Source organism: Caulobacter rhizosphaerae (genome assembly GCF_010977555.1).
In the GTDB taxonomy this organism is placed as follows: domain Bacteria; phylum Pseudomonadota; class Alphaproteobacteria; order Caulobacterales; family Caulobacteraceae; genus Caulobacter; species Caulobacter rhizosphaerae.
In genome coordinates this window covers 5,176,421-5,200,507 of the sequence record NZ_CP048815.1, presented here as the reverse complement: position 1 = coordinate 5,200,507, position 24,087 = coordinate 5,176,421, and the positions used below count along the sequence as shown (strand labels likewise).

Here is a 24,087-nt window from a genome sequence, read left to right as displayed (position 1 = left end):
CGGTATCACCCGCCGATGCGTCACGTCGTCCTCATCAGCGCCCCCTGGCGCGACCCGGTCTGGGCCGCGGCTCCGTGGCGGGACGAACCGTTCGCCTGCGCCATGATCTCCGGCGGCCAGGCGGGGCGGTGGTCGTACCTGCTGCGCGAGCCGGACGCCACGCTGACCGTGACCTCCGAGGATCCGCGCGACCCGTTCGCGGCCCTGGCCGAGCTGGTCGGTCCGCCCCAGGCGACGGATCCTGACGGCCCGCCGTTCCAGGGCGGCGTCGTGGGCCTGGCCGCCTACGAGCTGGGCGACCGGGTCGAGCGCCTGGACCTGCCGCGCACCGGCTGGCCCGACCTGGCCTGCGCCCGCTATCCGGCCCTGCTGGCCTTCGACCACCTGCAGCGCCAGGTGCTGGCGATCGGCCGCGGCGGCTCGCAGAGCTTCGCCCGGGCCCGGGCCGAGGCGGCCCTGGGCTGGCTGGACGGCGCCTCGCCCGCCCCGCACGACGGCCCGCTGTGCGAGGCGCTGAGCGCCAGCGACGGCGAGGCCTACGAGGCGGCGGTGGCCCAGGTGGTCGAGCGCATCGTCGACGGCGAGATCTTCCAGGCCAACATCGCCCACGCCTGGACCGGGCGGCTGGTCGGCGGCGCCCATCCGTTCGACCTGTTCGCCCGCCTGCGCGCCGACAGCCCGGCGCCGTTCTCGGCCTATCTGCGCCTGCCGGGCCGGGCCCTGGTGTCCAACTCGCCCGAGCGGTTCCTGAAGGTGGCGCCAGGGAGCGAGGGCGGCGACCTCTCGATCGAGACCCGGCCGATCAAGGGCACCCGGCCGCGCGGCGCCGACCAGGCCGAGGACGCGCGGCTGATCGCCGAGCTGTCGGCCAGCGCCAAGGATCGGGCCGAGAACCTGATGATCGTCGACCTGATGCGCAACGACCTGGCGCGGGTCAGCCCGCCGGGCAGCGTCGCCGTGCCCGAACTGTTCAAGGTCGAGACCTTCGCCAACGTCCATCACCTGGTCTCGACGGTGACGGGCAAGCTGGCGCCCGGCCTGGCGGCGGCCGACCTGCTGCGCGCGGCCTTCCCGCCCGGCTCGATCACCGGCGCGCCCAAGGTCCAGGCCATGAAGGTCATCGCGGAACTGGAGACGCCGCGCGGCCCCTATTGCGGCTCGCTGTTCTGGGCCGGGGTGGACGGGGCGCTGGAGTCCAGCGTGCTGATCCGCACGGTCGGGCTTGAACAGGACCGGGAGGGTTGGCGTTTGGAAGCCAGGGCCGGGGCGGGCATCGTCGCCGACAGCGACCCGCACGCCGAGCGTCTGGAGACCGAAGCCAAGTTCGCCGCCCTGCGCCGGGCCCTGATGGAGCCGCCTCGCGGATGACAGACGCTTTTCCTCTGGACGATCGGGGCCTGCTGCTGGGCGATGGCCTGTTCGAGACCCTGCTGTGGACCGGCGGCGACCTGCCGCACCTGGACGCCCACCTGGCCCGGATGGCGGCCGGCTGCGAGACCCTGGGCCTGCCGGTGTTCGACCTGGACGAGGCCCGCGCGCTCTGCCGCGCCGCGCCGGGCGAGGCGGGCCTGGGCGAGGTCCGCGCCGCGGTGCGCCTGACCCTGACGGCCGGCTCCGGCGGCCGAGGGCTGGACCGGCCGTCCGCCCCGGTTCCGCGTCTGGCCGCGACGGCGGCGGCCGCAGCGGTCGTGACCACGCCGGTCGATCTGGCCCTGGCCTCGACCCGTCGCAACGAGGGCTCGCCCGCCGCCCGGCTGAAGACCCTGTCCTATGTCGACAACGTGCTGGCCCGCGCCGAAGCCCGGACGGCGGGCGCCGACGAGGCGGTGATGCGCAACAATCATGGCGACTTGGCCTGCGCGGGGGCGGCCAACCTGTTCTGGGTGGCGGGCGGTTCGCTGTTCACCCCGGCGCTCCATTGCGGCGTGCTGGACGGCCTGACCCGGCGGCGGGTGATCGCGGCGGCCCGGGCGCTGGACGTCGACGTCCACGAGGTGGCCAGCGGCGCCGAGGCCCTGGATGCGGCCGAGGCGGTGTTCCTGACCAACAGCCTGGTCGGCGTGCGGCCGGCGCGGCGCTTCGAGGGCGAGACCTTCGGTCCCCACGCGCTGGTCGAACGCCTGCGCGAGGCGACGCAGTCCTAGAGCAAGCTCTAGACTTCTGTCTTCGCATCGCTTTTGCGGAAAACCGGCATCCACTTTTCCGCGCGATGCTCTAGGTGGGCGAGCGGGTCACCTGGTCGGAGAGCCGCGGCTTCAGATAGAAGGTGCGGCGGAAGGTCAGGGTCTGGGGCAGGATGAACTTGAAGAACGAATCGTATTCGTAGCTGGCGCTGCTCATGATCACGCTCTGGCCGGCCGGCAGCACGCCGACGGGGATGTCGACCACGGCGCCCCTTGCAGGGCAGTTGGCCGGGGCGTTGGACGCCTCCGACCACACGACCGTGTCCTTGCCGGTCGCGTCGGAGGCGACGCTGACCAGGCACATCCGCAGGGTCGTGGTCGGGAAGGGCGACATCAGCACCGCACCCGCGCTGAAGACGTCGTTGCGGCGGGCGTCCGTGAATTTCTGGTCGCGGGCCACCACGTCGCCGATCGAAGACGCCACGTGGCTCAGGCGCCGCTGGGCCATCATGGCTTCCGTCAGTTCGGCCATGCCGAAATAGAAGAGGATCAGCACGGGCGCGATCAGGGCGAATTCGACAGCGGAGACCCCGCGCCGGTCGCGCCAGAAGTGGGAGAGGCGCCGGGTCATTGGCATTTGATCGGGACGAGGGTTTGCGAATAGGGCTCGTTGGTGAACACCGCCGCGAAGCTGATCTGGCGATTACCGGACGGGCCGGCGAGGGCCTCCTGCAGCAGCGGCGTGATCACGGGCCACTTGTAATAGCCGCGCACCAGGACGATCGAGCCGGGGCCGCCCGGATCGAAACAGGTGTTGGTGGGGTTCGGCGTCGGCAGGCCGCTGGTCTGGGTGAACGAGGGCAGGACGCGGACGTCCAGGGTCAGGGAGCTTGAGCACGACCCGCCCAGCCACGACATTTCGCCGCACACGGCCTGCTTGAAGCTCGCCGCGTCGCCGCCGTTGGTCTGCAGCTCGCCGGTGCGGATCGTGCGGTCGACGACCATCAGCGCGTTCTCCAGGCCCATCGACACCAGAAAGATGAAGCCCAGCTCGATGATGGCGAAGACCAGGATCAGGAAAGGGATGGCGACGAGGGCGAACTCGATCGCCGTCGCGCCGTCGTCGGCGCGAGCGAAGCGGCGCAGCAGGCCCAGGCGGGCCAGAAGCTGGCGATGGTGTCGGGCTCGATCGGCCATGGCGGCGTCCGCGTCAGCGTCTTTGAAGAACATCAGGCCAGGCAGTCTAGGCCTCGCGTCCCTAATCAGCGGTTTAGGAGACCAAATCTAGGGGATGGCGGCCGGGGCGGCGCTGGGGGCGGGCGCGACGGGCAGGGCGGTGGAGCTCAGCATGGAGCAGCGATCGCCGCAGGCGTAGGTCGCGGTGCTGGCGCCCCGCTGGACGATGACTGCATGGGTCGGAATGTCGGAGACCACCACGTCGCGGTCGGCCAGGGCGCGTCCCTGGGCGTCGAAGGCCAGCACGGTGGTCGCGCCCGGCTTCTTGCCCAGCACCACCAGGGTTCGCTCGTTGACCAGGCTGACGTCGGCCACGGCCGGGTCGCCGACCACGATGTCGCGCACGGGCGCGCTCAGCAGGATGCGCGCGGCGCCGCCGGCGCCGATCGACAGCGGCGCGGACGGACTGTCGGCGGCGGCGACGGTGGCGACGGAGAGGCTCAGACCGGCGCAGAGGACGAGAGTCAGGCGGCGCATGAAGGTGTCTTCCCAGCTTGGTGCGGGATGAGCATGCCGCAGAATGGTCAATAAAGACCTAAGCTCGATGTTTGTGTATTGCTCCCGACTCTCGAGAACACCTTGGCGCATAAGGGGTTTTTGCTTCTGTCGATATGGCGTAGTTAAGAGAAAGTAATGGTAAACCAAAATAAACCAACAAAAAGTTCGGAGAAACTATTCGCTGTTTACTGAGCATTAAGTGAGGTGGGCGAAATTGATCGTGTTTTCGGGGGTGAGCAAGTCGACACGGCTTGGAGCCCAGATCCACTTACTGACCAGGAGATCCACCATGTCGAAGTTTGTCACCCGCTTCCTGAAAGATGAATCCGGCGCCACGGCTATCGAGTACGGCCTGATCGTCGCCCTGATCGCCGTCGTGATCGTCGCCGCGGTGACCACGCTCGGCACCAACCTGAAGAACCGCCTGACGTCGGCCGCGACGGCCATCGGCTAAGGCGTCCGTCCTTAGGAAGACAAGAAGGCCTCGGCGGACACGCCGGGGCCTTTTTTGTTCCGATGATCGAGGAGCTTCCATCATGTCGAAGTTTGTCACCGCCTTCCTGAACGACGAGTCCGGGGCCGCCGCGGTCGAATACGGCCTGATCATCGCCCTGATCGCCCTGGCGACCGTCGGAGCCTTCGGCCTCCTCGGCGGCGACGTGAAGAGCGCCTTCCAAGCCGCCGCCGACCAACTCGCGGGCGGCTGAGCCACCGTAGACCGAACGGGAACGTGGCGGCGAGGCCGAGCGTCCTGTTCCATCACCGCGGCGCGGATTTCGTCACGCGGGAAACCATTGCTTCACGAGATCGGCGCACACTGCCGCCGATTGAACAGGCAAGGCCGCCATGCACACCCTTCAGTTCGCCCTGCTGCTGATCTTTCCCGCGCTGGTCGTCGTCGCCGCGCTGAAGGACGTCACCAGCTATACGATCCCCAATTGGATCTCCCTGGCCCTGATCGCGGCCTTCGCGCCGGTGGCCCTGGTCAGCGGCGCCTCCCTGGCGACCCTGGGCCTGTGCCTGGCGTCCGGCTTCGTCGCCCTGCTGGTCGGCATGGGCATGTTCGCGGCCGGCTGGATCGGCGGCGGCGACGCCAAGCTGTTCGCCGCGTCGGTCCTGTGGCTGGGCTGGCCCGCGGCCCTGCCGTTCATGCTGGTCACCGGCATGGCGGGCGGCGCCCTGACCCTGGGCCTCCTCAGCCTGCGCTCGGGCTGGTTCGAGCCGGTCCTGGCGGGCAGCCCGGCCTGGCTCCGCAAGCTGGGCGCCCAGGGCGGCGACATTCCCTATGGCGTGGCGATCGCGGTCGGAGCCCTGGCCGCCTTCCCGCAGGGCGCCCTGACCCTGGCCGTCGGCGCCTAGGTTCGCGCCCCGCGTCAGCCTGTCGCGCCGCCGGGCCGCCTTTCGGAGCGCCGCCTTTAGCCGCTGTTAACCATGGGCGCGCGAGCATGAGACGGGGGCCAGAAGGGCCATTGGACGATTCGTGCGTGATCGCCTGAAGGCGGCCCGCTTGACCCGTGTTTTCGTCGCTAGAGCCCAACCGCATGAATCCTCTTCGCGTCATGATCGTTCTGGTCGCCGCCGTCGCGGCCATCGGCCTGGCCGTGGTCATGCAGAAGGCCATGGGCGGCAAGCCCGCGCCCGCGCCGATCGTCCAGACCTCCGGCCCCGCGGCCAAGCCCATGACCCAGGTCCTCATCGCCAAGCACGACCTGGCCATCGGTGATCGCCTGACCGCCGGCGACGTCGACTGGCAGCCCTGGCCGTCCGACACCATCAACGCCGCCTTTATAACCAACGGCGCCGCCGATCCGGTCCCCGCCAAGGCGACCGCCAAGGCCGCCAAGGCGGTCGGCGACGCGGCCGGCGCGATGATCGGCGGCGTCACCCCGGAAAGGGCCGTCGAGGGCGCGATCGTGCGCGACCCGATCCTGGCCGGTGAACCCATCACCGCCCGCAAGATCGTCCGTGGCGGCGAAGGCGGCTACCTGTCGGTGGTCCTGGGGCCCGGCAAGCGCGCCATGGCCGTGCCGGTCACCTCGGAGACGGCGGTCGGCGGCTTCGTTCTGCCCGGCGACCGGGTCGACGTCATCCAGGCCCACGAGGCGCAGAGCGTCGGCGAGGGCGACACCGGCGGCGTCAAGCGGATGGTGGCCGAGACCGTCGTCCAGAACGTCCGCGTTCTGGCCCTGGACCAAGCCTCGGCGGCCGAGAAGGACGCCAAGACCATCGTCGCCTCCACCGCCACCCTCGAGGTCGGCCCGGTCGAGGCCGAAGCCCTGACCCGCGCCAAGGCCGCCGGTCCGGTCACCCTGACCCTGCGCGCCTATACCGACCTCGGCGGGCCCTCGGGCCTGGCGGTCGCTTCCCAAGATTCCGCCGTCGTCCGCATCAATCGCGGCGGCCAGACCTCCAGCATCTCGGTTCGCCCATGATCCGCCGGCTCTTTTCCACCTCGCTCGCGGCCGTCCTGGCCCTGGCGTCGTCGACCGCCGCCCTCGCCGACGGCCCGGCGGCCGGCACCCATCTGTATCGGACCCCGGCCCGGGTCGCGTCGCGTCCCGTCGAGACGGCCAGCCTGGCCCCGCCCGCCGACCAGGTGCTGCGGATCGACCTCACCGCGTCCGGCGCCCGGACCCTGAACCTGTCGCGCGGCAAGTCGGCGATCATCGAGCTGCCCGTCGACGTGCGCGACATGCTGGTGACCAACCCGGCGGTGGCCGACGCGGTCCTGCGCGGTCCGCGCCGGATCTACGTCCTGGGCATGGCCCTGGGCTCGACCGACGCGGTGTTCTTCGACGCCTCGGGCCGCAAGATCCTCAGCCTGGCCATCCGGGTCGAGCAGGACTCCACCGCCCTGGAAGAGACCCTGCGCCGGGTGCTGCCCAACGCCAACATCCAGGTGCAGGCGATCCGCGACAGCGTGATTCTGACCGGCGCGGTCGCCGACGCCAACGAAACCGGCGTGGCCTCGCAGATCGCCGCCAAGTTCGTCGACAAGCCCGAAAACGTGCTGAACATGCTGACCATCGCCGGCAAGGACCAGGTGATGCTCAAGGTCCGCATCGTCGAGGTCCAGCGCAACATGATCAAGCAACTGGGCGTCGATTCCAGCGCCGTGCTCGGTCAGGTGGGCGAGACCCAGTACAAGTTCGGCTTCGCGCCGACCTACGGCGTCAACAACAGCCTCCTGGGCGGCGCCCTGGGGGGCTGGGCGCGCGACACCACCAAGCAGCCGATCGCCGCCCCGCCGTCCCAGTGCGCCAACAGCACTGTGGTCGATGGCTCCAACCTCGGCAATTGCGTGGGGGTCGACCGTGTCGGCAGCCCCGGCCTGAACTCGGGCAAGGGCATGATCCAGGCCTTCGAACGCGTGGGCCTGATCCGGACCCTGGCCGAGCCCAACCTGACCGTCGTGTCCGGCGAGGCGGGCAAGTTCCTGGTCGGCGGCGAGTTCCCGGTTCCGACCGGCCTGGACAGCGCCAACCGGGTCAGCATCGAGTTCAAACCCTTCGGCGTGGGCCTGGGCTATACGCCGGTCGTGCTATCGGGCGGCCGCATCTCCCTGAAGCTGTCGACCGAGGTGTCGGAACTGACCAGCCTGGGGTCCTTCACCCTGGCCTCGTCCACCGGCGGTTCGAGCCTGGTCGTTCCGGGGCTGACGGTGCGGCGCGCCGAGACGACGGTCGAGCTGCCGTCGGGCGGTTCGCTGATGATCGCCGGCCTGCTGAAGCAGCAGAGCAAGCAGAACATCGACGCCCTGCCCGGCATGACCAGCCTGCCGATCCTGGGCGCCCTGTTCCGGTCGCGCGACTATCAGAACGGCGAGACCGAGCTGGTGATCATCATCACCCCCTACATCGTCGACCCGACCAAGCCGCAGAACCTGCAGACCCCCGCCGACGGCCTGCAGACGGCGAGCGACATGAGTACGGCCCTGCTGGGCCGGCTCAACAAGGTGGTCAAGGCGCCGGTCGGCGCGAACAGCGGGCGCGCCTACCAAGGCCCCGTCGGCTATGTGATCGAGTGAGAACGCGGACATGACGCGACCCCATCCTTCCTTTTCGCTCCTGACGGCCCCGAAACTGGCCGCCGCGGGTCTGGTCCTGGCGCTTCTGGCGGCCTGCGCCGCCCCGGCCGCCGGTCCCGAAACCGCCGTCGCGCCGCGCACCGAAACCCAGCAATGGGAAGACCGCGTCCATATCGACTCCCGGCCGGACGAGGTGCAGCTGGCGGTCCATGCCGAGGGGCTGTCGGTGGCCCAGACCCAGGCCCTGGACGGGCTGCTGGGCCGCTGGATGGCCGCCGAGGCGCGGGAGATCGTCGTCAACGCCCCGATCGGCGGGGCCGGCGGCGAGATCGCCGGTCGCATGGCCATGGCCGCCCGCCAGCGCCTGGTCGCCATGGGCGCGCCAGCCGCCAAGGTCCGGGTGACGGGCTATGACGCCGGGGGCGCGCCGGACGCGCCGCTGAGGGTCGGCTTCCTGCGCTTCACCGCCAGCGTCCCGAAATGCGGCGGCTGGGAGAACCTCGCCGCGACCCGCGACAACACCGCCTACGAGAACTTCGGATGCGCGGTGACCGCCAACATGGCCGCCCAGGTGGCCAATCCCGAGGACCTGCTGGGCCCGCGCGTCGAGACCCCGATCGACTCCGGCCGCCGCGCGACCGTGCTCGACAAGTACCGCAAGGGCGAGGTCACCTCGTCGGCCAAGGACGAGCAGTCCAACGGCGTTGTTTCGAAGGCGGTCCACTGATGGCCACGCGCAGCGATCACGATCCCTTCGACCTGGGCTTCGAGGCCGACGACGATTTCGCCACGACCACGATCGGGACCCCGTCCGCGGCCGGGTTGGGCGGCGACGACCCGTTCGTCGATTTTCCGTCGGTGCGTCCCCGCGAATCCGTCTCCGCGCCGTTCGCGGACCTGCCGCCGCCCGCCGCGCCCTACGAGCCCTATGCGCCCGTCGCCGCCCCTGCGCCTCAGGTCGACGTCGCCGGGGCGACCCAGGCGCCGATCGACGCGGCCGAACCGGTCGCGCAGGTCGCGCATCCGGTCGGCTCGACCCAGGCCCTGGTGCAGGAGGTCCTCGCCGCCGCCGACGCCGACATGGGCGAGGCGGCCGTGCCGCGCATCACCATCCACGCCTTCTGCGCGCGGCCCGAGACCGTCGCCCTGGTCGACGCCGCCTCGGCCGATCGGCGGATGGCCCGCGCCTCGACCATCGTCCATCCCGGCGGGCTGGAGGCGGCCGTGGCCTACTACCAGAACCAGTCGACGCCCTCGCTGGTGATGGTCGAGAGCCTGGACGCCGCGCCGCGCATGCTGGCCCTGCTGGACGGCCTGGCCCAGGTCTGCGACCCGGGCACCAAGGTCGTGGTCATCGGCCAGACCAACGACATCGCCCTCTATCGCGAGCTGATGCGGCGCGGGGTCAGCGAGTACATCACCCAGCCCCAGGGGCCGCTGCAGATCATCCGCGCGATCTCCAGCCTCTACGCCGACCCCTCCGCGCCGTTCGTCGGCCGGCAGATCGCCTTTGTCGGCGCCAAGGGCGGCGTCGGGTCCTCGACCCTGGCCCACAACTTCGCCTGGTCGATGGCCGAGCGCGTGCAGGTCGCCACGGTGATGGTCGACCTGGACCTGCCGTTCGGCACCGCCGGCCTCGACTTCAACCAGGACCCGCTGCAGGGGGTGCTCGACGCCCTGACCCAGCCCGACCGCCTGGACCCGGTGCTGATGGACCGGATGATGGTCCGCTGCGGCGACCGCCTGTCGCTGTTCGCCGCGCCCGGCGCCCTGGACCAGGACTACGAGATCCCCGCCGACGCCTTCGAGGAAGTCACCCAGAAGATCCGCGGCGCGGCGCCCTTCGTAGTGCTGGACCTGCCGCACAGCTGGAGCGCCTGGACCCGCCGGGTGCTGATCGCCAGCGACGACCTGGTGGTGGTGGCCACGCCCGACCTGGCCAGCTTGCGCAACGCCAAGAACATCGTCGACCTGGTCCGCCAGGCCCGGCCCAACGACGCCCCGCCGCGCCTGGTGCTGAACCAGGTGGGCGTGCCCGGCCGCCCCGAGATCCCGGTCAAGGACTTCGGCGAGGCCCTGGGCCTGACTCCGTCCCTGGTGCTGCCGTTCGATCCCAAGCCCTTCGGCCAGGCCGCCAACAACGGCCAGATGGTCGCCGAGGTGGCGCCCAAGTCGAAGGCGGCCGAGGGCATCGACCATCTGGCGCGCCTGATCAGCCGCCGCGAACCGCCGGCGGTCCAGAAGACGTCCGCCCTCTCCAGCCTGTTCAGGAAGAAGTAGGGCATGTTCGGCAAGCGCGATCAGGCCGCCGTCCGCACGGAGCAGGCGCCGCCGCCCGTCTCGACCGGCGCGCCGGCCATCGCCACGCGCCCGCAGCGCATCGAGCCGGCCGCCAACGAATCCGCGCAACCCGGCGCGCCGCCGCCGGCCGCCGCGCCGGCCAAGGCTGTCGGCCCCAAAACCACCAACGGTCTGGAGCAGCTGCGCGCCGCCCAGGGCGCGCCGCCGACCACCCAGGTGGTCCGCGAGCAGAGCGACTACTACCACGCCACCAAGACCACGATCTTCAACGCCCTGCTCAACACCATCGACCTTTCCCAGCTGGCCCAGCTGGACCTGAAGGCGGCGGCCGAGGAGATCCGCGACATCGTCGCCGAGCTGGTGGCGATCAAGAACGTCTCGATGTCGGTCTCCGAGCAGGAGCACCTGGTCCAGGACATCATCAACGACGTCCTCGGCTACGGCCCGCTGGAGCCCCTGCTGGCCCGCGACGACATCGCCGACATCATGGTCAACGGCGCCCACCGGGTGTTCATCGAGGTGGGCGGCAAGGTCCAGCTGACCAATGTCCGCTTCCGCGACAATCTGCAGCTGATGAACATCTGCCAGCGGATCGTCAGCCAGGTCGGCCGTCGGGTCGACGAAAGCAGCCCGATCTGCGACGCCCGCCTGCCCGACGGCAGCCGCGTCAACGTCATCGCCCCTCCCCTGGCTCTGGATGGTCCCACCCTGACCATCCGGAAGTTCAAGAAGGACAAGCTGACGATGAAGAACCTGGTCGACTTCGCGTCGATCAGCCCGGAAGGGGCGCGGGTGCTGGGCGTGATCGGCGCCTGCCGCTGCAACATCGTCATCTCGGGCGGCACCGGTTCGGGCAAGACCACCCTGCTCAACACCATGACCGCCTTCATCGACCCCACCGAGCGGGTGGTGACCTGCGAGGACGCCGCCGAGCTGCAACTGCAGCAGCCGCACGTGGTGCGCCTGGAAACCCGGCCGCCCAACCTGGAAGGCCAGGGGGCGGTGACCATGCGCGACCTGGTCAAGAACTGCCTGCGGATGCGTCCCGAGCGGATCATCGTCGGCGAAGTCCGCGGCCCGGAGGCCTTCGACCTGCTGCAGGCCATGAACACCGGCCACGACGGCTCGATGGGCACGCTGCACGCCAACAGCCCGCGCGAGGCCATCAGCCGGATCGAGAGCATGATCACCATGGGCGGCTACGGCCTGCCGTCCAAGACCATCAAGGAGATGATCGTCGGCTCGGTCGACGTCATCGTTCAGGCCGCCCGCCTGCGCGACGGCTCGCGCCGGATCACCCACATCACCGAGGTGGTGGGGCTGGAAGGCGACGTGATCGTCACCCAGGACCTGTTCGTCTACGAGATCAGCGGCGAGGACGCCGAGGGCAGGGTGGTCGGCAAGCATCGCTCGACCGGCATCGGCCGCCCGCGGTTCTGGGACCGCGCCCGCTATTACGGCCTGGAGCGCGAGCTGGCCGAAGCCCTCGACGCGGCGGAGTAGGCGATGCTGTTCATCCTCGCCGGCGTCCTCGGCTTCATCACCATCGCGGGCCTGGGCTTCGTGCTGGCCGGCGGCGGCGACAGCGGCTCGGCCAAGACGGTCAAGCGCGCCCAACTGATCGCGGGCGGCGACCGCCAGACCGTCGCCGCTCGCGCCAAGGCCGCGGCCAGCACGCCCGACGCCCGTCGCAAGCAGATCCTCAAGACCCTGAAGGAACAGGACCAGAAGAAGAAGAAGGCGACGTTGACCATCGCCGCGCGCTTGAGGGCGGCCGGCCTGGGCGAGAACGTCCGGATGTTCTGGATCATCAGCGGGGTGATCGGCCTGTCCGTCGGCCTGGTGCTGCTGGTGCTGCGCCAGATGCCGATCATCGCCCTGGGCGCGGCCTTCGCGGCCGGTTTCGGCCTGCCCCGCTGGGTGGTCGGCATGATGGCCAAGGCGCGCACCAAGAAGTTCACCAACGCCTTTTCCGACGCCATCGACATCATCGTGCGCGGCATCAAGTCGGGCCTGCCGGTCCACGACTGCCTGAAGATCATCGGCAAGGAATGCCCCGAGCCCCTGGCCGGCGAGTTCCGCGTCCTGGTCGAGAACACCGGCATGGGCATGTCGATGGACCAGGCGCTGGAGCGCATGTACGAGCGCATGCCGACCAACGAGCTGCGGTTCTTCACCATCGTCCTGACCATCCAGGCCAAGACCGGCGGCAACCTGGCCGAGGCGTTGGGCAACCTGTCGGCCGTGTTGCGAGCCCGCAAGCTGATGGTCGAGAAGATCAAGGCCCTGTCGGCTGAAGCCATCGCCTCGGCCTTCATCATCGGCTGCCTGCCGCCCAGCGTCGTTGCGCTGATCTCGATCGTCGCGCCCAGCTACATGGCGCCGATGTTCAGCGACCCGCGCGGCCACCTGATGCTGATGGCCGCGGGCTTCTGGATGAGCCTGGGCATCTTCGTGATGCGCAAGATGATCAATTTCAAGTTCTAGGGGAGGCGGATCATGATCCATATGCTCACCAATCCCCAGACCCTGTTCAGCGCCTTCATCGCCATCGTGGTGTTCGCCACCATCGTCACCCTGGCCTCGCCGATGATGAGCAACAACAACCTGGAGGGCCGGCTGAAGTCGGTGGCCAACCGCCGCGAGGAGCTGCGCCGCCGCTCGCGCGAGGCCATGGCCCAGAAGGGCGGCGGCGGCGGTTCGCTGCGCCATGTCGACGAGGGCATGTACAAGAATGTCGTCGAGCGCCTGCAGCTGTCCAGGCTGCTGGAGGATCCCAAGGTCGTCGACAAGCTGGCCCAGGCCGGCTTCCGCGGCCCCAAGCCGGTCTCGACCTTCTATTTCTTCCGCTTCGTGATGCCGTTCGCGTTCGCGGTGGTGACGGCGTTCTACCTCTATGTCGTCAACGGCTTCGGCCTGCTGACGATGCAGAAGATCGCCATCTGCTTTCTGGCCCTGACGGCGGGCTATTACGCGCCCAACATCTACATCTCCAACGCCGCCCAGAAGCGCCGCGAGTCGATCGTCGCGGCGTTCCCCGACGCCCTGGACCTGATGCTGATCTGCGTCGAGAGCGGCATGTCGATCGAGGCGGCCATCGCCAAGGTCGGCTCCGAGGTCGGCTCGGCCTCGATGGAGCTGGCCGAGGAACTCAGCCTGCTGACCGCCGAGCTCAGCTACCTCCCCGAGCGGCGCCTGGCCTATGAGGGCCTGGCCCGGCGGACCAACCATCCCGGCATCCGCTCGGTGGTCACCGCCATGATCCAGGCCGAACGCTACGGCACGCCGCTGGGCGCGGCCCTGCGGGTGATGGCCAAGGAAAACCGCGACCTGCGCCTGTCGGCCGCCGAAAAGAAGGCCGCGGCCCTGCCGGCCAAGCTGACCGTGCCGATGATCGTGTTCTTCCTGCCCGTTCTGTTCATCGTGATCATGGGACCGGCCATCATCAAGATCCAGGACGTGATGAAGGGACGCTAGGGCGATAGCGCCGGGGCGGCCTACGAGCCTAGTCGGACGTTTCGGAGATTCTCCGCTCATCAAATTGATCCGTCATTCCCGCCACAAGGGCGGGAATGACGGAGGTTATTTGGGAAAGGCCGCTAACCATCTGTGGACGCCCCCTTCAGCGCAAGACGGATTTGAAGCTTTGACGCTCGATCGGATGCTGCCATCTGTCCGGCCTGTTGTGCGCCCTTCAGCGCTGGCCTGTATGGAAGTTCGCGGATCAGGTCCAAATCACCCATAGCGTGCTCAAGAGAGGCACGGTGGTAAGCCCTGGTTTTCCCGATCCCGTCTCACCGACTGTGCGCCATACCCTCCGTCGTCCGACTACGCTTCGACGCCTCTGGAGCCGGCGGCTGTTAGGCCGTCAGCGCCGGAGCCCTGTAGACGCCGCCTCTAGCCAGGAGCGCCCAAATGATCCTCGCGGTCTTGTTGGCCAAGGCCACAGCCACGAGCATTCGCGGCTTGCGGGCCAGCATCTGCGCCAGCCATGATCCAGGCGGCGCGCCACGGATGAGCGCCTGCTTGATCACGGCGCTGGCGCCGATCACCAGCAATCGTCGCAAGGTTCGCTCGCCCGCCTTGGTGATCTGGCCCAGCTTCTGTTTGCCGCCGCTCGATCGTTGGACAGGCGTTAGGCCCAACCAGGCCGAGAAGTCCCGCCCGCAGCGGAAGGACTCTGCTCCCGGGGCCAGGGCGACCATGGCCGAGGCCGTGACAGGTCCAATGCCTGGGATCGTCATCAGCCGCCGAGCGACAAGATCCTCCTTGGCGCGACGGGCGATCTCGGCATCGAGGCTGGCGATCTCCGTCTCCAGCGCGGCCAGCATCCGCACCATGACTTGCAGGCTAACGCGGGCAGCCGGCGGCAGTTGGCTCGCGGGATCCTCGATCTCGGCAACCAGGCGCTGGACGTACATCACCCCCTTTGGGGCGACATACCCGAACTCGGCCAGATGGCCGCGCAGGCCGTTCATGATCTGCGTGCGCTGGCGCACCAGCAGATCCCGGGCGCGGAACACCACCCCGCTGGCCTGTTGCTCGCGGCTCTTCACGGGCACGAAGCGCATCGTCGGCCGCTGGGCCGCCTCGCAGATGGCCTCCGCATCGGCCTCGTCGTTCTTCTGCCGCTTCACGAAGGGCTTCACGTAGGCCGGCGGGATCAATTTGACCGTATGGCCGAGCGCCTCCAGCTCACGGCCCCAGTGATGGGCTCCGGCGCAGGCCTCCATGGCGACCAAGCAGCGAGGCTGCCCGGCGAAAAACGCCAGCAGCCGGCCTCGCCCAAGCTTCTTCCGGAATATAACCGTGCCGGCTGCATCGGCTCCGTGGGCCTGGAATACTGACTTCGCGATATCCAGCCCGATGATGGTAAGCTCGCCCATGGGCGCCTCCCTCGAGTGAAGTTCAACACACCTCACTCTGGCACGTAGATGCCGTCGGGGGGCGTCCACCCCATCACCCTGGGCTGACGTTCTCAATCTCGGTTTCTTGGCGGTAGCGGCCAAGAAACGCACGCCGGGCCCTCTAGCCGCCCGCCTTCACCGCGTCGTACGACCGGGTCGCGCTGGCCTGGCCGACGGCGGCGCGCAGCCAGGCCAGGTTGTTGTCGACCGACTCCGGCGGCAGGTCCTGGCGGGCCAGCCTCTCGGCCTCGTCGAGGCGCCCCTGCAGCCCGATCACCAGGGCCAGGTTCTGGCGCACCTGGATGGTGGCGGTGGGCAGGGCCGTCGCCTGGCGCAGAAGCTTCTCCGCGCCGGGTAGGTCGCCGGTCGAGGCCAGGTGCATGGCCAGGTTGGCCAGGGGGACCGCCTCGGCCGGAGCCAACGCCACGGCCTGGCGATGGGCGGCCAGGGCCTCGTCGTCGCGCTTGGCCTGCTCGTAGGCCACGCCCAGCAGCGACAGGGGCCGCCAGTCGCGCGGCTGCAGGGCGGCGGCCTTGCGGCCGGGTTCGATGGCGTAGAAGCCCTGGCCGCGCGCCACGTTGGCCCGCGCCGCCTCCATCAGGGCGTCGTAGCTGTCGGGGGCGACGATCAGCACGCGGGCGGCCGCGTCGGCCGCCTCGTCATAACGGCCCAGGGCGCGCAGGGCCTGGGACAGGCCCACGCCGGCCTCGATGTCGCGACCATCGCGCTCGACCTCGTTCGACCAGAAGGCCATTCGGGTCAGGGGATCGGCCCGCTGGACCTCGGCCCGTTCGGCGGGCGTGGCCTTGCGCGGCGTCTCAGGCGCGGCGGCGGAGGGCGCGGCGACCGGAGCGGATGGCGCGGGCTTGTCGGCGGCATGGGCCGGCGCCGCCATCCACACGCCGGACGCGAGCAGGGGGCCAAGAACGGTTGCGAGGAGCGCGCGCTTGCGACACATGAAGAAGGATCTCCCGACGGTCCCGCATCCTCGCGCGCGGCCCTCAAGGAATCGTTAAGCATAATTTTCACCCTCAAGGGCGCGTCCATGTCGGAACCGATCATCGCCTCCTCCTCCCGCTCGTCCGAGGACGGCCCGCCGACGCCCATCCACTGCCTGTACGAGGCCGAACTGGCCGCCTTCGTCGAGGCGCGTCCGAGCTTCGTGAAGGGCTTTGTGGCCCTGGAGGACTTCAAGGCCAAGGCCGGCCAGGTGCTGGTTCTGCCGACGCCGCAAGGGGCCGTGGACCGCGTGCTCCTGGGCCTGGGGACCCGCGACAAGGCCGAGGCCATGCTGTTCCGCGCCCTGCCGGCCCGACTGCCGGCCGGCGACTACCGCCTGGCGGCGATCCCCGACGGCCTCGACCCCGGCCAGGTCGCCCTGGCCTTCGCCCTGGGCGCCTACAAGTTCGACCGTTACCGGCCCCGCGCGGGGGACGAGCCGCGACGACTGGTCGCGGACGAAACCGTCGATCTGGACGAGGTCCACGCCGTGGCCCACGCCTGCGCCCTGGCCCGCGACATGGTCAACACCCCGGCCAACGACATGGGGCCGCTGCAGATCGAGACCATCGCCCGCGAGATCGCCGAGCGGTACGGCGCCACTCTGGAGGTGATCCTCGGCGACGACCTGCTGGAAGCCAACTATCCCGCCGTCCACGCCGTCGGCCGCGCCGCCGTCCCGGCCCGCGCGCCGCGGATGCTGGAGCTGACCTGGGGCGATCCGGCCCACCCGCGCGTCGCGCTGATCGGGAAGGGCGTGGTGTTCGACACCGGCGGGTTGGACATCAAGCCCTCGTCCGGCATGCGGCTGATGAAGAAGGACATGGGTGGCGCCGCCCACGCCCTGGCCCTGGGCCGGATGGTGATGGCCGCCGGCTTGCCGGTGGCCCTGAGCGTGCTGGTCCCGGTGGTGGAGAACGCCATCGCCGGCGACGCCATGCGGCCCGGCGACGTCCTGGCCACCCGCGCCGGCCTGGCCGTCGAGGTCGGCAACACCGACGCCGAGGGCCGGCTGATCCTGGCCGACGCCCTGACCCGGGCCGCCGAGCTGGAGCCGGCCCTGACGATCGACCTGGCCACCCTGACCGGCGCGGCCCGCGTGGCCCTGGGGCCGCAGGTCATCCCATTCTACACCCCCGACGACGACCTGGCCCTGGAGATCGAGGAAGGCGCGCGCGAGGCCTCCGACCCCGTCTGGCGCATGCCCTTGTGGGAGGGATACAGGGAGGCGGTCGAGAGCGACATCGCCGACCTAAAGAATGATCCCGACGCCTGGGCCCAGGCCGGCTCGATGACCGCGGCCCTGTTCCTGCAACGCTTCGCCCCCACCACCGGGTCCTGGGTCCATTTCGACATCTTCGCCTGGAACCCCAAGGGGCGGCCGGGCTTCGCGTCCGGCGGCGAGGCCCAGGTGATCCGGGGCCTCTACGGCACGCTGAAGTCGCGGTTCCCGAAGGTCTCGGCATGAGCGGTCCGCGCCCGTACGACCCCCGGGTGACCCTGGCCCGGCCGGACCTGGCCGATCTCGATCTGCAGGGCCTAGTCGCCGCCGAGCGCTACGAGGCCCCGACCCTGCGCCAGGTCGCCGTCCCGACCGCCGCCCTCCGCAAGGCCGCCCACCCGATGGCCGAGCAGTGGGACCAGCTGCTGTTCGGCGAACTGTTCAAGGTGCTGGAGGTGAAGGGCGGCTTCGCCTGGGGCCAGGCGGCGCGCGACGGCTATGTCGGCTTCGTCGCCGAGGACGACCTGGCCGCCCGGGGCGCGCCAGCCACCCATCAGGTGGCGGTCCCGCGCACCTACGCCTTCGCCGAGCCCGACATCAAGTCGCGGCCGGTGGGCCTGTACTCGCAGAACGCCCTTACCGCCATCGAGGCGGCGGAGGGGCGGTTCGCCCGGGGCGAGGGCACGGGCTGGTTCGTCGCCGCCCACCTTCGTCCGGTCGGGGTCGCCCTGGCCGACCCGGTGGCGGTGGCGGAGGGCTATCTGGGCGCGCCCTACCAGTGGGGGGGGCGCGAATCGCTGGGCCTGGACTGCTCGGGCCTGGTGCAGCAGGCCCTGGCGGCCTGCGGCAAGGCGGTCCCCCGCGACACCGACCTGCAGCTGGCCTTCTTCACCCCCGTCGCCGAGGCCGAGCGCCGGCGCGGCGACCTGGTTTTCTGGAAGGGGCATGTGGCCCTGCTGCTGGACGCCGACACCATCCTGCACGCCAACGCCCACCACATGGCCGTGGCGATCGAGCCCCTGGCCGAGGCGGTGGCCCGGATCGAAGCGGCGGGCGGCGGTGGGGTGACGGGGTGGCGGCGGCCCTAGCCGCGTCCGGGGACACGCCCTTGCGGCGTGTCCCCGTGATCGAGCGCGGCGCCCTAGGCTGGGGACACGCCGCAAGGGCGTGTCCCCGACGGCGCGGCTACTTCGGCCACTGGGCCAGCCAGTCGGCCAGCGATTGCGGCGTCATGTGGCGGGCGTCGGTCAGGGCGAACAGGGCGTCGGGATTGACCAGCTTGCCCTTGGTGTCGACCACCAGGAAGGTCGGCACGCCGTTCAGCTTGTTGATCCCGTAGCGGGCGGGGATCTGCATGTTGTGGTCGTAGCGGCCGACATTGACGGTCACCACCTCGTAGTGCTTGTCGACGAAGGCCTTGAGGTCGGGCTGCTCGATCATGCCGGCGAACACCCGGCAATCGCCGCACCAGTTGCCGCCCAGGTCGATCAGCACCAGCTTGTGCTTGGCCTTGGCGGTCTTGATCGCCTTGGCCACGTCGGCCTCGGCGTCGGCCTTCTCGTCATAGGGATAGGGCAGGGGCGTGGGCAGGTCGGCCAGCGACTTGAGGGCCACGGTCGGGGCCTTGGCGGCGAAGGCCGAGGCGGGCGCGGCGATCAGCAGGGCGGCGAGGACGGCGGCGGCCAGCGGGCGAGACGTCATGGTCGAACGGTTCCGGTGAAGCGGTGCGGTCCGATACTCTACTCACGGAATGGGGAAAGGCCGCAAGGCAGCTTTGCTGCGGGCGGTTCCATCCGGTCTGGGGGCGCCTGGAAAGGCGGCAAAGAAAAGGCCGCGAAGCGGACTTCGCGGCCTCTTGCCGTTGGTCGCGCCGGTGGGCTAGCCGCCCGGACGCTGGGCCGCTTCGCCCGAGCCCTTGGTGGCGTTCGGAGCCGGGGTCGGTCCGGTGGCCGCGCCGCCAGCGCCGACGGCGGCCGGAACCGGGGCCGAGCCCGCCGCGGCCGTGCCGGCGGCCGGAGCCTCGCCCGCCGCCGCCGGAGCGGCCGGAGCCGCGCCGGCCGGCTTCGGGGCCGGGATCGGCAGGGACGAGCCCAGGCTGTGCAGATAGGCGATGATGGCGATGCGGTCTTCCTGCTTCTTCAGGCCGACGAAGGTCATCTTGGTGCCCGAGACGTCCTTGCCCGGCGCCTTCAGGAAGGTGTCCAGCTTGTCGTAGTCCCAGACCGGGTTCTTGTTGCCGTACTCGACCATGGCCGGCGAATAGGCGAAGCCGGGGTGGGTGCCGGGCTTGCGGCCGACCACGCCGAACAGGCCGGGGCCGGTGTGGTTCTCGGCGGTGAAGTTGTGGCACGAGGCGCACTTGGCGCTGACGGCCTGGCCGGCGGTGACATTGGCCGGGGTCAGGACGCTGCCCCAGTCGGGCGCGACCTCGGCGGCGGCGCCGCCTTCGCCCGCCTCTTCGGCGACGGCGATCTCGTAGCCGGGCTTCTCAAGCTCGTGCTTGGCGAAAACGATGTCCGACGCTTCCCGCAGACCGAAAATGATCAGGCCGGTCAGCAGCACGCCGCCAGCGATCTTGTTGAACGTCAGGTCGCTCATCTAAAGCCTTACCAGCCTCTTGGGGGCCGTCTGACGACAGGCCCGAAATCCGCGCCCGGAGGTTTCCCCCGCGCGCTCCATGTTGCGCTCGCGTCTCTTACACGCTACCGCCCGGGGCGCAACCGGGCAGCAACGGTTTTGACCCGCAACGGCCTTTCATGAACCCCATCGTCGTCATTCCCGCCCGCATGGCGGCCACTCGCCTCCCGGACAAGCCGCTGGCCGACATCGGCGGCCTGCCCATGATCGTGCGCGTGCTGCGCCAGGCCCAGGCGGCGGGAATCGGGCCGGTGGCGGTGGCGGCCGGCGACGCGGCGATCGTGGAGGCGGTCGAGCGGGCCGGCGGCCGGGCGGTGCTGACCGATCCGGCCCTGCCCTCGGGCTCGGACCGCATCCTGGCCGCTCTCGAGGTGCTGGACCCGGACCGCCGCCACGACGTGGTCATCAACCTGCAGGGCGACATGCCGTTCGTGCAGCCGTCGGTGCTGGGCGCCTGCGCCGACCTGCTGAGCGCCCACCCGGGTTGCGACATCGCCACCGTGGTGGCGCCGGAGGCCTCGCCGGCCGACCGGTCCAATCCCGACGTGGTCAAGGCTGTGCTGGCCATGGAGCAGGACGGCCTGTCGGGCCGGGCGCTCTATTTCACCCGCTCCACCCTCTATGGCGACGCGCCGATCTGGCGCCACATCGGCATCTACGGCTATCGCCGCGCGGCGCTGGAAGCCTTCAACGCCGCTCCGCCCTCGCCGCTGGAGAAGCGCGAGAAGCTGGAGCAGCTGCGGGCCATGGAGCTGGGCCTCAGCCTGCGCGCGGCCGTCGCCGCCGAGGCCCCGATCTCCGTCGACAATCCCTCGGACCTAGAAGCGGCGCGCGCCTATTCGAACCGCAACGGCGCCGCCGGGAAGACCGCATGAGCATCCTCAAGAAGATCGCCTTCCAGGGCGAGCCCGGCGCCAACAGCCACGAGGCCTGCCGCACCTATTTCCCCGACTACGAGGCCGTGCCCTGCGCCACGTTCGAGGAGGCGTTCGAGGCCATCAAGACCGGCGCCTGCCAGCTGGGCATGATCCCGATCGAGAACTCGATCGCCGGCCGGGTCGCCGACGTCCACCACCTGCTGCCGGCCTCGGGCCTGAAGATCATCGGCGAGCGCTTCAAGCCGATCCGTTTCCAGCTGATGGCCAATAAGGGCGTGACGCTGGACCAGGTGAAGATCGCCTGCTCGATGCCGATCGCGCTCAGCCAGTGCCGCCACAGCCTGAAGAAGCTCGGCCTGGCCCACGAGAGCGCCGGCGACACAGCGGGCGCCGCCAAGGCCCTGGCCCTGAAGCCCGACCCGACCCGCGCCGCCGTCGCTCCCGCCCTGGCCGCCGAGATCTACGGCCTGGACATCCTGGCCCGCGACATCGAGGACGCGCGCAACAACACCACGCGCTTCCTGGTGATGACGGCCGACAAGACGCCCGAACCGCCGCCGTTCACCCATCGCTGCGTGACCAGCTTCGTGTTCAAGGTCCGCAACCTGCCGGCCGCCCTCTACAAGGCGCTGGGCGGCTTCGCGACCAACGGCGTCAACATGACCAAGCTGGAAAGCTACATGGAGGGCGGCCACTTCACGGCGACCTTCTTCTACGCCGAGGTCGACGGCCGCCCCGAGGACCGCAGCCTGGCCCTGGCCTTCGACGAGCTGAAGTTCTTCTCCGAGAAGTTCGAGATCCTCGGCGTCTATCCGGCCGATCCGTTCCGGGACCGGGTGTAGTCCGGGTTGTAATCCGACGCCGCTCCGCTCTAGCTTGGCCTCGGGCGCGTGGTCGCGCCGATGGGGGACAGCATGAAGATCGCGCCGACGGCCTTGGGTGTGGGCGGGGCCGTGTTCCTCGTGGGAGCGATCGGGCTGGGAATCTGGGCTGGCATGCCTGCCAATCCGCTGGCGACGTTGGGCATCCTTGTGCTTTCGGCGGGACCCCTGACCAAGCTGGTCTATCTGCTGCTGACCGGTCTGGGGATCTGTATCGCCGTGCTCGGCGTCATGAGCCTGGCCAAGGGTTGTACGAGCGATCCTTCGCTGCTGTCGCTCCTGAGCCTGCTGCCGCCGGGCGCAGGCCTTTTCGCGACGCTGCTGACGACCCTGTCCATTGTCCGGGCCATGCAGGCGACGCACACTCGCGATCTGTTCGTGATCGCGCCCGGCCTCGCCGAGGCGCTGGCGCCGTTGGGCGTCGGCTTCTTGCTCGGCGCGGTCGCCGCGGCGCTGAAGGCGCGGGCCGCGCCCGCCGCCTGATCCGCTGCCGTCACGGCAAGCTTCGCTAATCGGGCGTTCGGCGCCTAACCTTCCGACCAGGCTCCAATAAAGGAGTCGGGGAGGAATGACGATGAACACGCTGGTCGCGCCGGTAATGGCGCTGGTGGCCTGGTCGCTGGTGATCTGGGTGTGGATGTACGTCCAGCGGTTGCCGGCCATGAGCAAGGCCGGGATCAAGCCGCAGGCGGCGGCCTTTCCCGGGAGCCTGGACGGCCTGCCGGCGCCCGCCCGCCAGGCGGCCGACAACTACAACCACCTGATGGAGCAGCCGACGATCTTCTACGCCGCCGCCCTGGCCATCCAGGTCGCCGGCCATGGCGACGCCCTGGCGGTCGGGCTGGCCTGGGCCTTCGTGGGCCTGCGGGTGCTGCACAGCCTGATCCAGGTCAGCGTCAACATCGTGCTGCTGCGCTTCCTGGCGTTCTCGGCCGGGACGCTGGTGCTGGCGTGGATGGTGGCGCGGGAGCTGGCGAAGCTGTTCGGAGGCTGACGTCCAAGAAGGCCCTCCCCGTGGGGGAGGCGATCGCGCAGCGATCGGTGGGGGGAGGCTTGGGCTCGAAGATCCATGATCTGGCCGCCTGCCGATCACTCCCCCCTCCGTCGGCTTCGCCGACACCTCCCCCACAGGGGAGGATCTAGTCCTCTTCCTCCGCCCAGGCCTTGATCAGCTGGTGGGCGATGGCCAGGGGCGGGGGGGCGAAGAAGCCGTCCAGCTCGCCCTTGATCAGGGCCCGCGCCTCGTCCTTGGTGAACCACTTGACCGCTTCCAGCTCGGTCTGGTCCGGGGCGGCCGTGTCGCTGTCGACGTCGGCCATCAGGCCCATCATCAGCGACGAGGGCCAGGGCCAGGGCTGGCTGGAATGGTAGCGGACGGCCGTGGCGGTCAGGCCGGCCTCTTCCTTCAGCTCGCGGGCGCAGCCTTCCTCGATGGTCTCGCCGGGCTCGATGAAGCCGGCCAGGGCCGAGTACATGCCGGGCGGCCACAGCGCCTGGCGGCCCAGCAGGCAGCGGCCCCCATGCAGGGCCAGCATGATCGCCACCGGGTCGGTGCGCGGGAAGTGCTCGGCCTGGCAGGACGGGCACAGCCGCTTCCAGCCGCCGTCGCTGACCGCCGTCTCCTGGCCGCAGTTGCTGCACCACTTGTGCTTGCGCCGCCATTCGAACATCGACTTGGCGGTGGCCAGGATGCCGGCGTCGGGCGGCGGCAGGGTGGCGGCGATCCCGCGCAGTTCCTCGAACCGGCCCAGACCCTGCAGCGGCCCCTCGGCCGGGTCGGCCCCGCCCTCCAGGTCGACGGCGAACACCGCGATGTCCTTCCACAGCCCCAGGAACAGCAGGCGCTCGGGCGTGGCGGCCAGGTCCTTGGCCATGTCGGCGCGCAGATAGGCGATCTGGGCGCCCGTCACCTTGCCCTCTCCCTCTTCGCCGTCCGGGCCGACGACGTCCTCGACCAGCGCCTTGCCGTTCCAGATGGCCACGGCCAGCGACTGCGGGTCGGCGGCCTTCTCGGCCAGCCAGGCCTCGTCGCCCCGGCGCTCGCTGGCGCGGTCGAGCGGATTGCCGGCGAAGGTGTTGGTGATGATCGAAAGGGCCATGGGGGATCTCTAGAGCATTTTCGAGCGAAGTGGATTCCGGTTCGCGTGAAGAAAATGCGCCCCGGCGAAGAAAGCATCCGCGACGAAGAGTCGTCACGAGCCGGCGCTTCATGTCTTGCATCCGTCACGATGAGTCGCGATATAGGCCTCGGAGATCGGCGACGGGCGGAGTCCTCGCCAACCTGGTCAGGGCCGAGAGGCAGCAGCCACAACGAGTTTCGCTCCGGGTCGTCTGCCGGTCTCCACCTTTCCCCGAAATCTGTCAGCTTCTGGACCCCG

At 69.9% G+C, this 24,087-nt stretch carries 26 protein-coding genes and 1 other RNA gene; 19 read left to right on the top strand and 8 right to left on the bottom strand.

The window, feature by feature from the left end:
* Window positions 1-15 precede the first annotated feature (15 nt).
* Window positions 16-1,368: an aminodeoxychorismate synthase, component I gene (gene pabB, locus G3M57_RS23810; protein ID WP_163233298.1), complete on the top strand. Its 1,353-nt coding sequence runs from the start codon at window positions 16-18 to the stop codon at window positions 1,366-1,368.
* Complete coding sequence (locus G3M57_RS23805; protein ID WP_056760706.1) at window positions 1,365-2,144, top strand: aminotransferase class IV; 780 nt, start codon at window positions 1,365-1,367, stop codon at window positions 2,142-2,144. Before pabB ends, G3M57_RS23805 begins: the two co-directional genes overlap by 4 nt.
* A 70-nt stretch (window positions 2,145-2,214) precedes the next feature.
* Here the strand turns inward: G3M57_RS23805 and G3M57_RS23800 are convergent, their stop codons facing one another.
* From G3M57_RS23800 to G3M57_RS23790, 3 genes are all read right to left on the bottom strand, one after another.
* Window positions 2,215-2,754, bottom strand: a complete 540-nt coding sequence (locus G3M57_RS23800) for a TadE/TadG family type IV pilus assembly protein (protein ID WP_156402358.1) — start codon at window positions 2,752-2,754, stop codon at window positions 2,215-2,217.
* A complete protein-coding gene (locus G3M57_RS23795) occupies window positions 2,751-3,320 on the bottom strand; it encodes a TadE/TadG family type IV pilus assembly protein (protein WP_056760747.1) in 570 nt (189 codons plus the stop codon). Before G3M57_RS23795 ends, G3M57_RS23800 begins: the two co-directional genes overlap by 4 nt.
* Before the next feature lie 87 nt (window positions 3,321-3,407).
* Window positions 3,408-3,836: a pilus assembly protein N-terminal domain-containing protein gene (locus G3M57_RS23790; RefSeq protein WP_056760711.1), complete on the bottom strand. Its 429-nt coding sequence runs from the start codon at window positions 3,834-3,836 to the stop codon at window positions 3,408-3,410.
* Between the two features lie 310 nt (window positions 3,837-4,146).
* Between G3M57_RS23790 and G3M57_RS23785 the strand changes: the two genes are divergently transcribed.
* From G3M57_RS23785 to G3M57_RS23740, 10 genes are all read left to right on the top strand, one after another.
* Window positions 4,147-4,311 (top strand): Flp family type IVb pilin, encoded by a 165-nt coding sequence (locus G3M57_RS23785; protein WP_056760715.1) that lies wholly within the window; start codon window positions 4,147-4,149, stop codon window positions 4,309-4,311.
* Between the two features lie 82 nt (window positions 4,312-4,393).
* Window positions 4,394-4,564, top strand: coding sequence for a Flp family type IVb pilin (locus G3M57_RS23780; RefSeq protein ID WP_056760718.1), 171 nt, complete (start codon window positions 4,394-4,396; stop codon window positions 4,562-4,564).
* A gap of 139 nt (window positions 4,565-4,703) precedes the next feature.
* Window positions 4,704-5,216, top strand: a complete 513-nt coding sequence (locus tag G3M57_RS23775) for an A24 family peptidase (RefSeq protein ID WP_056760722.1) — start codon at window positions 4,704-4,706, stop codon at window positions 5,214-5,216.
* 182 nt (window positions 5,217-5,398) lie between these two features.
* Window positions 5,399-6,289, top strand: coding sequence for a Flp pilus assembly protein CpaB (cpaB, locus tag G3M57_RS23770; RefSeq protein ID WP_056760725.1), 891 nt, complete (start codon window positions 5,399-5,401; stop codon window positions 6,287-6,289).
* Window positions 6,286-7,884, top strand: a complete 1,599-nt coding sequence (locus G3M57_RS23765; protein ID WP_056760730.1) for a type II and III secretion system protein family protein — start codon at window positions 6,286-6,288, stop codon at window positions 7,882-7,884. Before cpaB ends, G3M57_RS23765 begins: the two co-directional genes overlap by 4 nt.
* A 10-nt stretch (window positions 7,885-7,894) precedes the next feature.
* On the top strand, window positions 7,895-8,611 hold the full coding sequence (locus G3M57_RS23760; RefSeq protein ID WP_163233297.1) for a CpaD family pilus assembly protein: 717 nt from the start codon (window positions 7,895-7,897) through the stop codon (window positions 8,609-8,611).
* The gene (locus tag G3M57_RS23755) at window positions 8,611-10,164 is read left to right on the top strand and encodes a CpaE/TadZ family protein (RefSeq protein WP_056760733.1); all 1,554 of its coding nucleotides are present in this window, start codon (window positions 8,611-8,613) and stop codon (window positions 10,162-10,164) included. The genes G3M57_RS23760 and G3M57_RS23755 overlap by 1 nt, the downstream gene beginning before the upstream one ends.
* Before the next feature lie 3 nt (window positions 10,165-10,167).
* Window positions 10,168-11,688, top strand: a complete 1,521-nt coding sequence (locus tag G3M57_RS23750) for a TadA family conjugal transfer-associated ATPase (RefSeq protein ID WP_056760736.1) — start codon at window positions 10,168-10,170, stop codon at window positions 11,686-11,688.
* A gap of 3 nt (window positions 11,689-11,691) precedes the next feature.
* Complete coding sequence (locus G3M57_RS23745) at window positions 11,692-12,672, top strand: type II secretion system F family protein (RefSeq protein WP_163233296.1); 981 nt, start codon at window positions 11,692-11,694, stop codon at window positions 12,670-12,672.
* A gap of 12 nt (window positions 12,673-12,684) precedes the next feature.
* Window positions 12,685-13,662, top strand: coding sequence for a type II secretion system F family protein (locus G3M57_RS23740; protein WP_056760742.1), 978 nt, complete (start codon window positions 12,685-12,687; stop codon window positions 13,660-13,662).
* A 383-nt stretch (window positions 13,663-14,045) separates the two neighbouring features.
* Here the strand turns inward: G3M57_RS23740 and G3M57_RS23735 are convergent, their stop codons facing one another.
* Window positions 14,046-15,071, bottom strand: a complete 1,026-nt coding sequence (locus G3M57_RS23735; protein ID WP_163233086.1) for an IS110 family RNA-guided transposase — start codon at window positions 15,069-15,071, stop codon at window positions 14,046-14,048.
* Window positions 15,072-15,213: 142 nt separating this feature from the next.
* The gene (locus tag G3M57_RS23730; RefSeq protein WP_056760987.1) at window positions 15,214-16,050 is read right to left on the bottom strand and encodes a tetratricopeptide repeat protein; all 837 of its coding nucleotides are present in this window, start codon (window positions 16,048-16,050) and stop codon (window positions 15,214-15,216) included.
* An 87-nt stretch (window positions 16,051-16,137) separates the two neighbouring features.
* Here G3M57_RS23730 and G3M57_RS23725 point away from each other — a divergent pair, with 87 nt between their 5' ends.
* Both G3M57_RS23725 and G3M57_RS23720 read left to right on the top strand, forming a co-directional pair.
* Window positions 16,138-17,559, top strand: coding sequence for a leucyl aminopeptidase family protein (locus G3M57_RS23725; protein WP_163233295.1), 1,422 nt, complete (start codon window positions 16,138-16,140; stop codon window positions 17,557-17,559).
* Window positions 17,556-18,401, top strand: coding sequence for a C40 family peptidase (locus G3M57_RS23720; RefSeq protein WP_056760992.1), 846 nt, complete (start codon window positions 17,556-17,558; stop codon window positions 18,399-18,401). The genes G3M57_RS23725 and G3M57_RS23720 overlap by 4 nt, the downstream gene beginning before the upstream one ends.
* Window positions 18,402-18,498: 97 nt before the next feature.
* Here G3M57_RS23720 and G3M57_RS23715 read toward each other — a convergent pair whose 3' ends face one another.
* Window positions 18,499-19,014 carry a thioredoxin family protein gene (locus G3M57_RS23715; protein ID WP_056760998.1) on the bottom strand — a complete coding sequence of 172 codons (516 nt, stop codon included), beginning with the start codon at window positions 19,012-19,014 and terminating at the stop codon, window positions 18,499-18,501.
* A 177-nt stretch (window positions 19,015-19,191) separates the two neighbouring features.
* The gene (locus tag G3M57_RS23710) at window positions 19,192-19,911 is read right to left on the bottom strand and encodes a c-type cytochrome (protein WP_056761001.1); all 720 of its coding nucleotides are present in this window, start codon (window positions 19,909-19,911) and stop codon (window positions 19,192-19,194) included.
* Between the two features lie 158 nt (window positions 19,912-20,069).
* Between G3M57_RS23710 and G3M57_RS23705 the strand changes: the two genes are divergently transcribed.
* The 4 genes from G3M57_RS23705 (at window position 20,070) to G3M57_RS23690 (ending at window position 22,703) form a co-directional block, all read left to right on the top strand.
* The gene (locus tag G3M57_RS23705) at window positions 20,070-20,825 is read left to right on the top strand and encodes a 3-deoxy-manno-octulosonate cytidylyltransferase (RefSeq protein WP_056761004.1); all 756 of its coding nucleotides are present in this window, start codon (window positions 20,070-20,072) and stop codon (window positions 20,823-20,825) included.
* Window positions 20,822-21,670 (top strand): prephenate dehydratase, encoded by an 849-nt coding sequence (locus G3M57_RS23700; RefSeq protein WP_163233294.1) that lies wholly within the window; start codon window positions 20,822-20,824, stop codon window positions 21,668-21,670. Before G3M57_RS23705 ends, G3M57_RS23700 begins: the two co-directional genes overlap by 4 nt.
* 72 nt (window positions 21,671-21,742) lie before the next feature.
* Window positions 21,743-22,192, top strand: coding sequence for a hypothetical protein (locus G3M57_RS23695; protein WP_163233293.1), 450 nt, complete (start codon window positions 21,743-21,745; stop codon window positions 22,190-22,192).
* A gap of 91 nt (window positions 22,193-22,283) precedes the next feature.
* On the top strand, window positions 22,284-22,703 hold the full coding sequence (locus G3M57_RS23690; protein WP_056761012.1) for an MAPEG family protein: 420 nt from the start codon (window positions 22,284-22,286) through the stop codon (window positions 22,701-22,703).
* Window positions 22,704-22,848: 145 nt separating this feature from the next.
* Here the strand turns inward: G3M57_RS23690 and nudC are convergent, their stop codons facing one another.
* Window positions 22,849-23,808 carry an NAD(+) diphosphatase gene (gene nudC / locus G3M57_RS23685; protein WP_056754684.1) on the bottom strand — a complete coding sequence of 320 codons (960 nt, stop codon included), beginning with the start codon at window positions 23,806-23,808 and terminating at the stop codon, window positions 22,849-22,851.
* Window positions 23,809-23,960: 152 nt separating this feature from the next.
* On the opposite strand from nudC, the gene ffs reads away from it, so the two are divergent.
* An RNA gene (ffs, locus tag G3M57_RS23680) (signal recognition particle sRNA small type) lies at window positions 23,961-24,053 on the top strand.
* Window positions 24,054-24,087: the final 34 nt, after the last annotated feature.

What these genes read in the sequence shown, in the direction of transcription:
- pabB (WP_163233298.1), top strand. Translation starts at nt 16, where the DNA reads ATGCGTCACGTCGTCCTCATCAGCGCCCCCTGGCGCGACCCGGTCTGG.
- G3M57_RS23805 (WP_056760706.1), top strand. Translation starts at nt 1,365, where the DNA reads ATGACAGACGCTTTTCCTCTGGACGATCGGGGCCTGCTGCTGGGCGAT.
- G3M57_RS23800 (WP_156402358.1), bottom strand. Translation starts at nt 2,754, where the DNA reads ATGACCCGGCGCCTCTCCCACTTCTGGCGCGACCGGCGCGGGGTCTCC.
- G3M57_RS23795 (WP_056760747.1), bottom strand. Translation starts at nt 3,320, where the DNA reads ATGGCCGATCGAGCCCGACACCATCGCCAGCTTCTGGCCCGCCTGGGC.
- G3M57_RS23790 (WP_056760711.1), bottom strand. Translation starts at nt 3,836, where the DNA reads ATGCGCCGCCTGACTCTCGTCCTCTGCGCCGGTCTGAGCCTCTCCGTC.
- G3M57_RS23785 (WP_056760715.1), top strand. Translation starts at nt 4,147, where the DNA reads ATGTCGAAGTTTGTCACCCGCTTCCTGAAAGATGAATCCGGCGCCACG.
- G3M57_RS23780 (WP_056760718.1), top strand. Translation starts at nt 4,394, where the DNA reads ATGTCGAAGTTTGTCACCGCCTTCCTGAACGACGAGTCCGGGGCCGCC.
- G3M57_RS23775 (WP_056760722.1), top strand. Translation starts at nt 4,704, where the DNA reads ATGCACACCCTTCAGTTCGCCCTGCTGCTGATCTTTCCCGCGCTGGTC.
- cpaB (WP_056760725.1), top strand. Translation starts at nt 5,399, where the DNA reads ATGAATCCTCTTCGCGTCATGATCGTTCTGGTCGCCGCCGTCGCGGCC.
- G3M57_RS23765 (WP_056760730.1), top strand. Translation starts at nt 6,286, where the DNA reads ATGATCCGCCGGCTCTTTTCCACCTCGCTCGCGGCCGTCCTGGCCCTG.
- G3M57_RS23760 (WP_163233297.1), top strand. Translation starts at nt 7,895, where the DNA reads ATGACGCGACCCCATCCTTCCTTTTCGCTCCTGACGGCCCCGAAACTG.
- G3M57_RS23755 (WP_056760733.1), top strand. Translation starts at nt 8,611, where the DNA reads ATGGCCACGCGCAGCGATCACGATCCCTTCGACCTGGGCTTCGAGGCC.
- G3M57_RS23750 (WP_056760736.1), top strand. Translation starts at nt 10,168, where the DNA reads ATGTTCGGCAAGCGCGATCAGGCCGCCGTCCGCACGGAGCAGGCGCCG.
- G3M57_RS23745 (WP_163233296.1), top strand. Translation starts at nt 11,692, where the DNA reads ATGCTGTTCATCCTCGCCGGCGTCCTCGGCTTCATCACCATCGCGGGC.
- G3M57_RS23740 (WP_056760742.1), top strand. Translation starts at nt 12,685, where the DNA reads ATGATCCATATGCTCACCAATCCCCAGACCCTGTTCAGCGCCTTCATC.
- G3M57_RS23735 (WP_163233086.1), bottom strand. Translation starts at nt 15,071, where the DNA reads ATGGGCGAGCTTACCATCATCGGGCTGGATATCGCGAAGTCAGTATTC.
- G3M57_RS23730 (WP_056760987.1), bottom strand. Translation starts at nt 16,050, where the DNA reads ATGTGTCGCAAGCGCGCGCTCCTCGCAACCGTTCTTGGCCCCCTGCTC.
- G3M57_RS23725 (WP_163233295.1), top strand. Translation starts at nt 16,138, where the DNA reads ATGTCGGAACCGATCATCGCCTCCTCCTCCCGCTCGTCCGAGGACGGC.
- G3M57_RS23720 (WP_056760992.1), top strand. Translation starts at nt 17,556, where the DNA reads ATGAGCGGTCCGCGCCCGTACGACCCCCGGGTGACCCTGGCCCGGCCG.
- G3M57_RS23715 (WP_056760998.1), bottom strand. Translation starts at nt 19,014, where the DNA reads ATGACGTCTCGCCCGCTGGCCGCCGCCGTCCTCGCCGCCCTGCTGATC.
- G3M57_RS23710 (WP_056761001.1), bottom strand. Translation starts at nt 19,911, where the DNA reads ATGAGCGACCTGACGTTCAACAAGATCGCTGGCGGCGTGCTGCTGACC.
- G3M57_RS23705 (WP_056761004.1), top strand. Translation starts at nt 20,070, where the DNA reads ATGAACCCCATCGTCGTCATTCCCGCCCGCATGGCGGCCACTCGCCTC.
- G3M57_RS23700 (WP_163233294.1), top strand. Translation starts at nt 20,822, where the DNA reads ATGAGCATCCTCAAGAAGATCGCCTTCCAGGGCGAGCCCGGCGCCAAC.
- G3M57_RS23695 (WP_163233293.1), top strand. Translation starts at nt 21,743, where the DNA reads ATGAAGATCGCGCCGACGGCCTTGGGTGTGGGCGGGGCCGTGTTCCTC.
- G3M57_RS23690 (WP_056761012.1), top strand. Translation starts at nt 22,284, where the DNA reads ATGAACACGCTGGTCGCGCCGGTAATGGCGCTGGTGGCCTGGTCGCTG.
- nudC (WP_056754684.1), bottom strand. Translation starts at nt 23,808, where the DNA reads ATGGCCCTTTCGATCATCACCAACACCTTCGCCGGCAATCCGCTCGAC.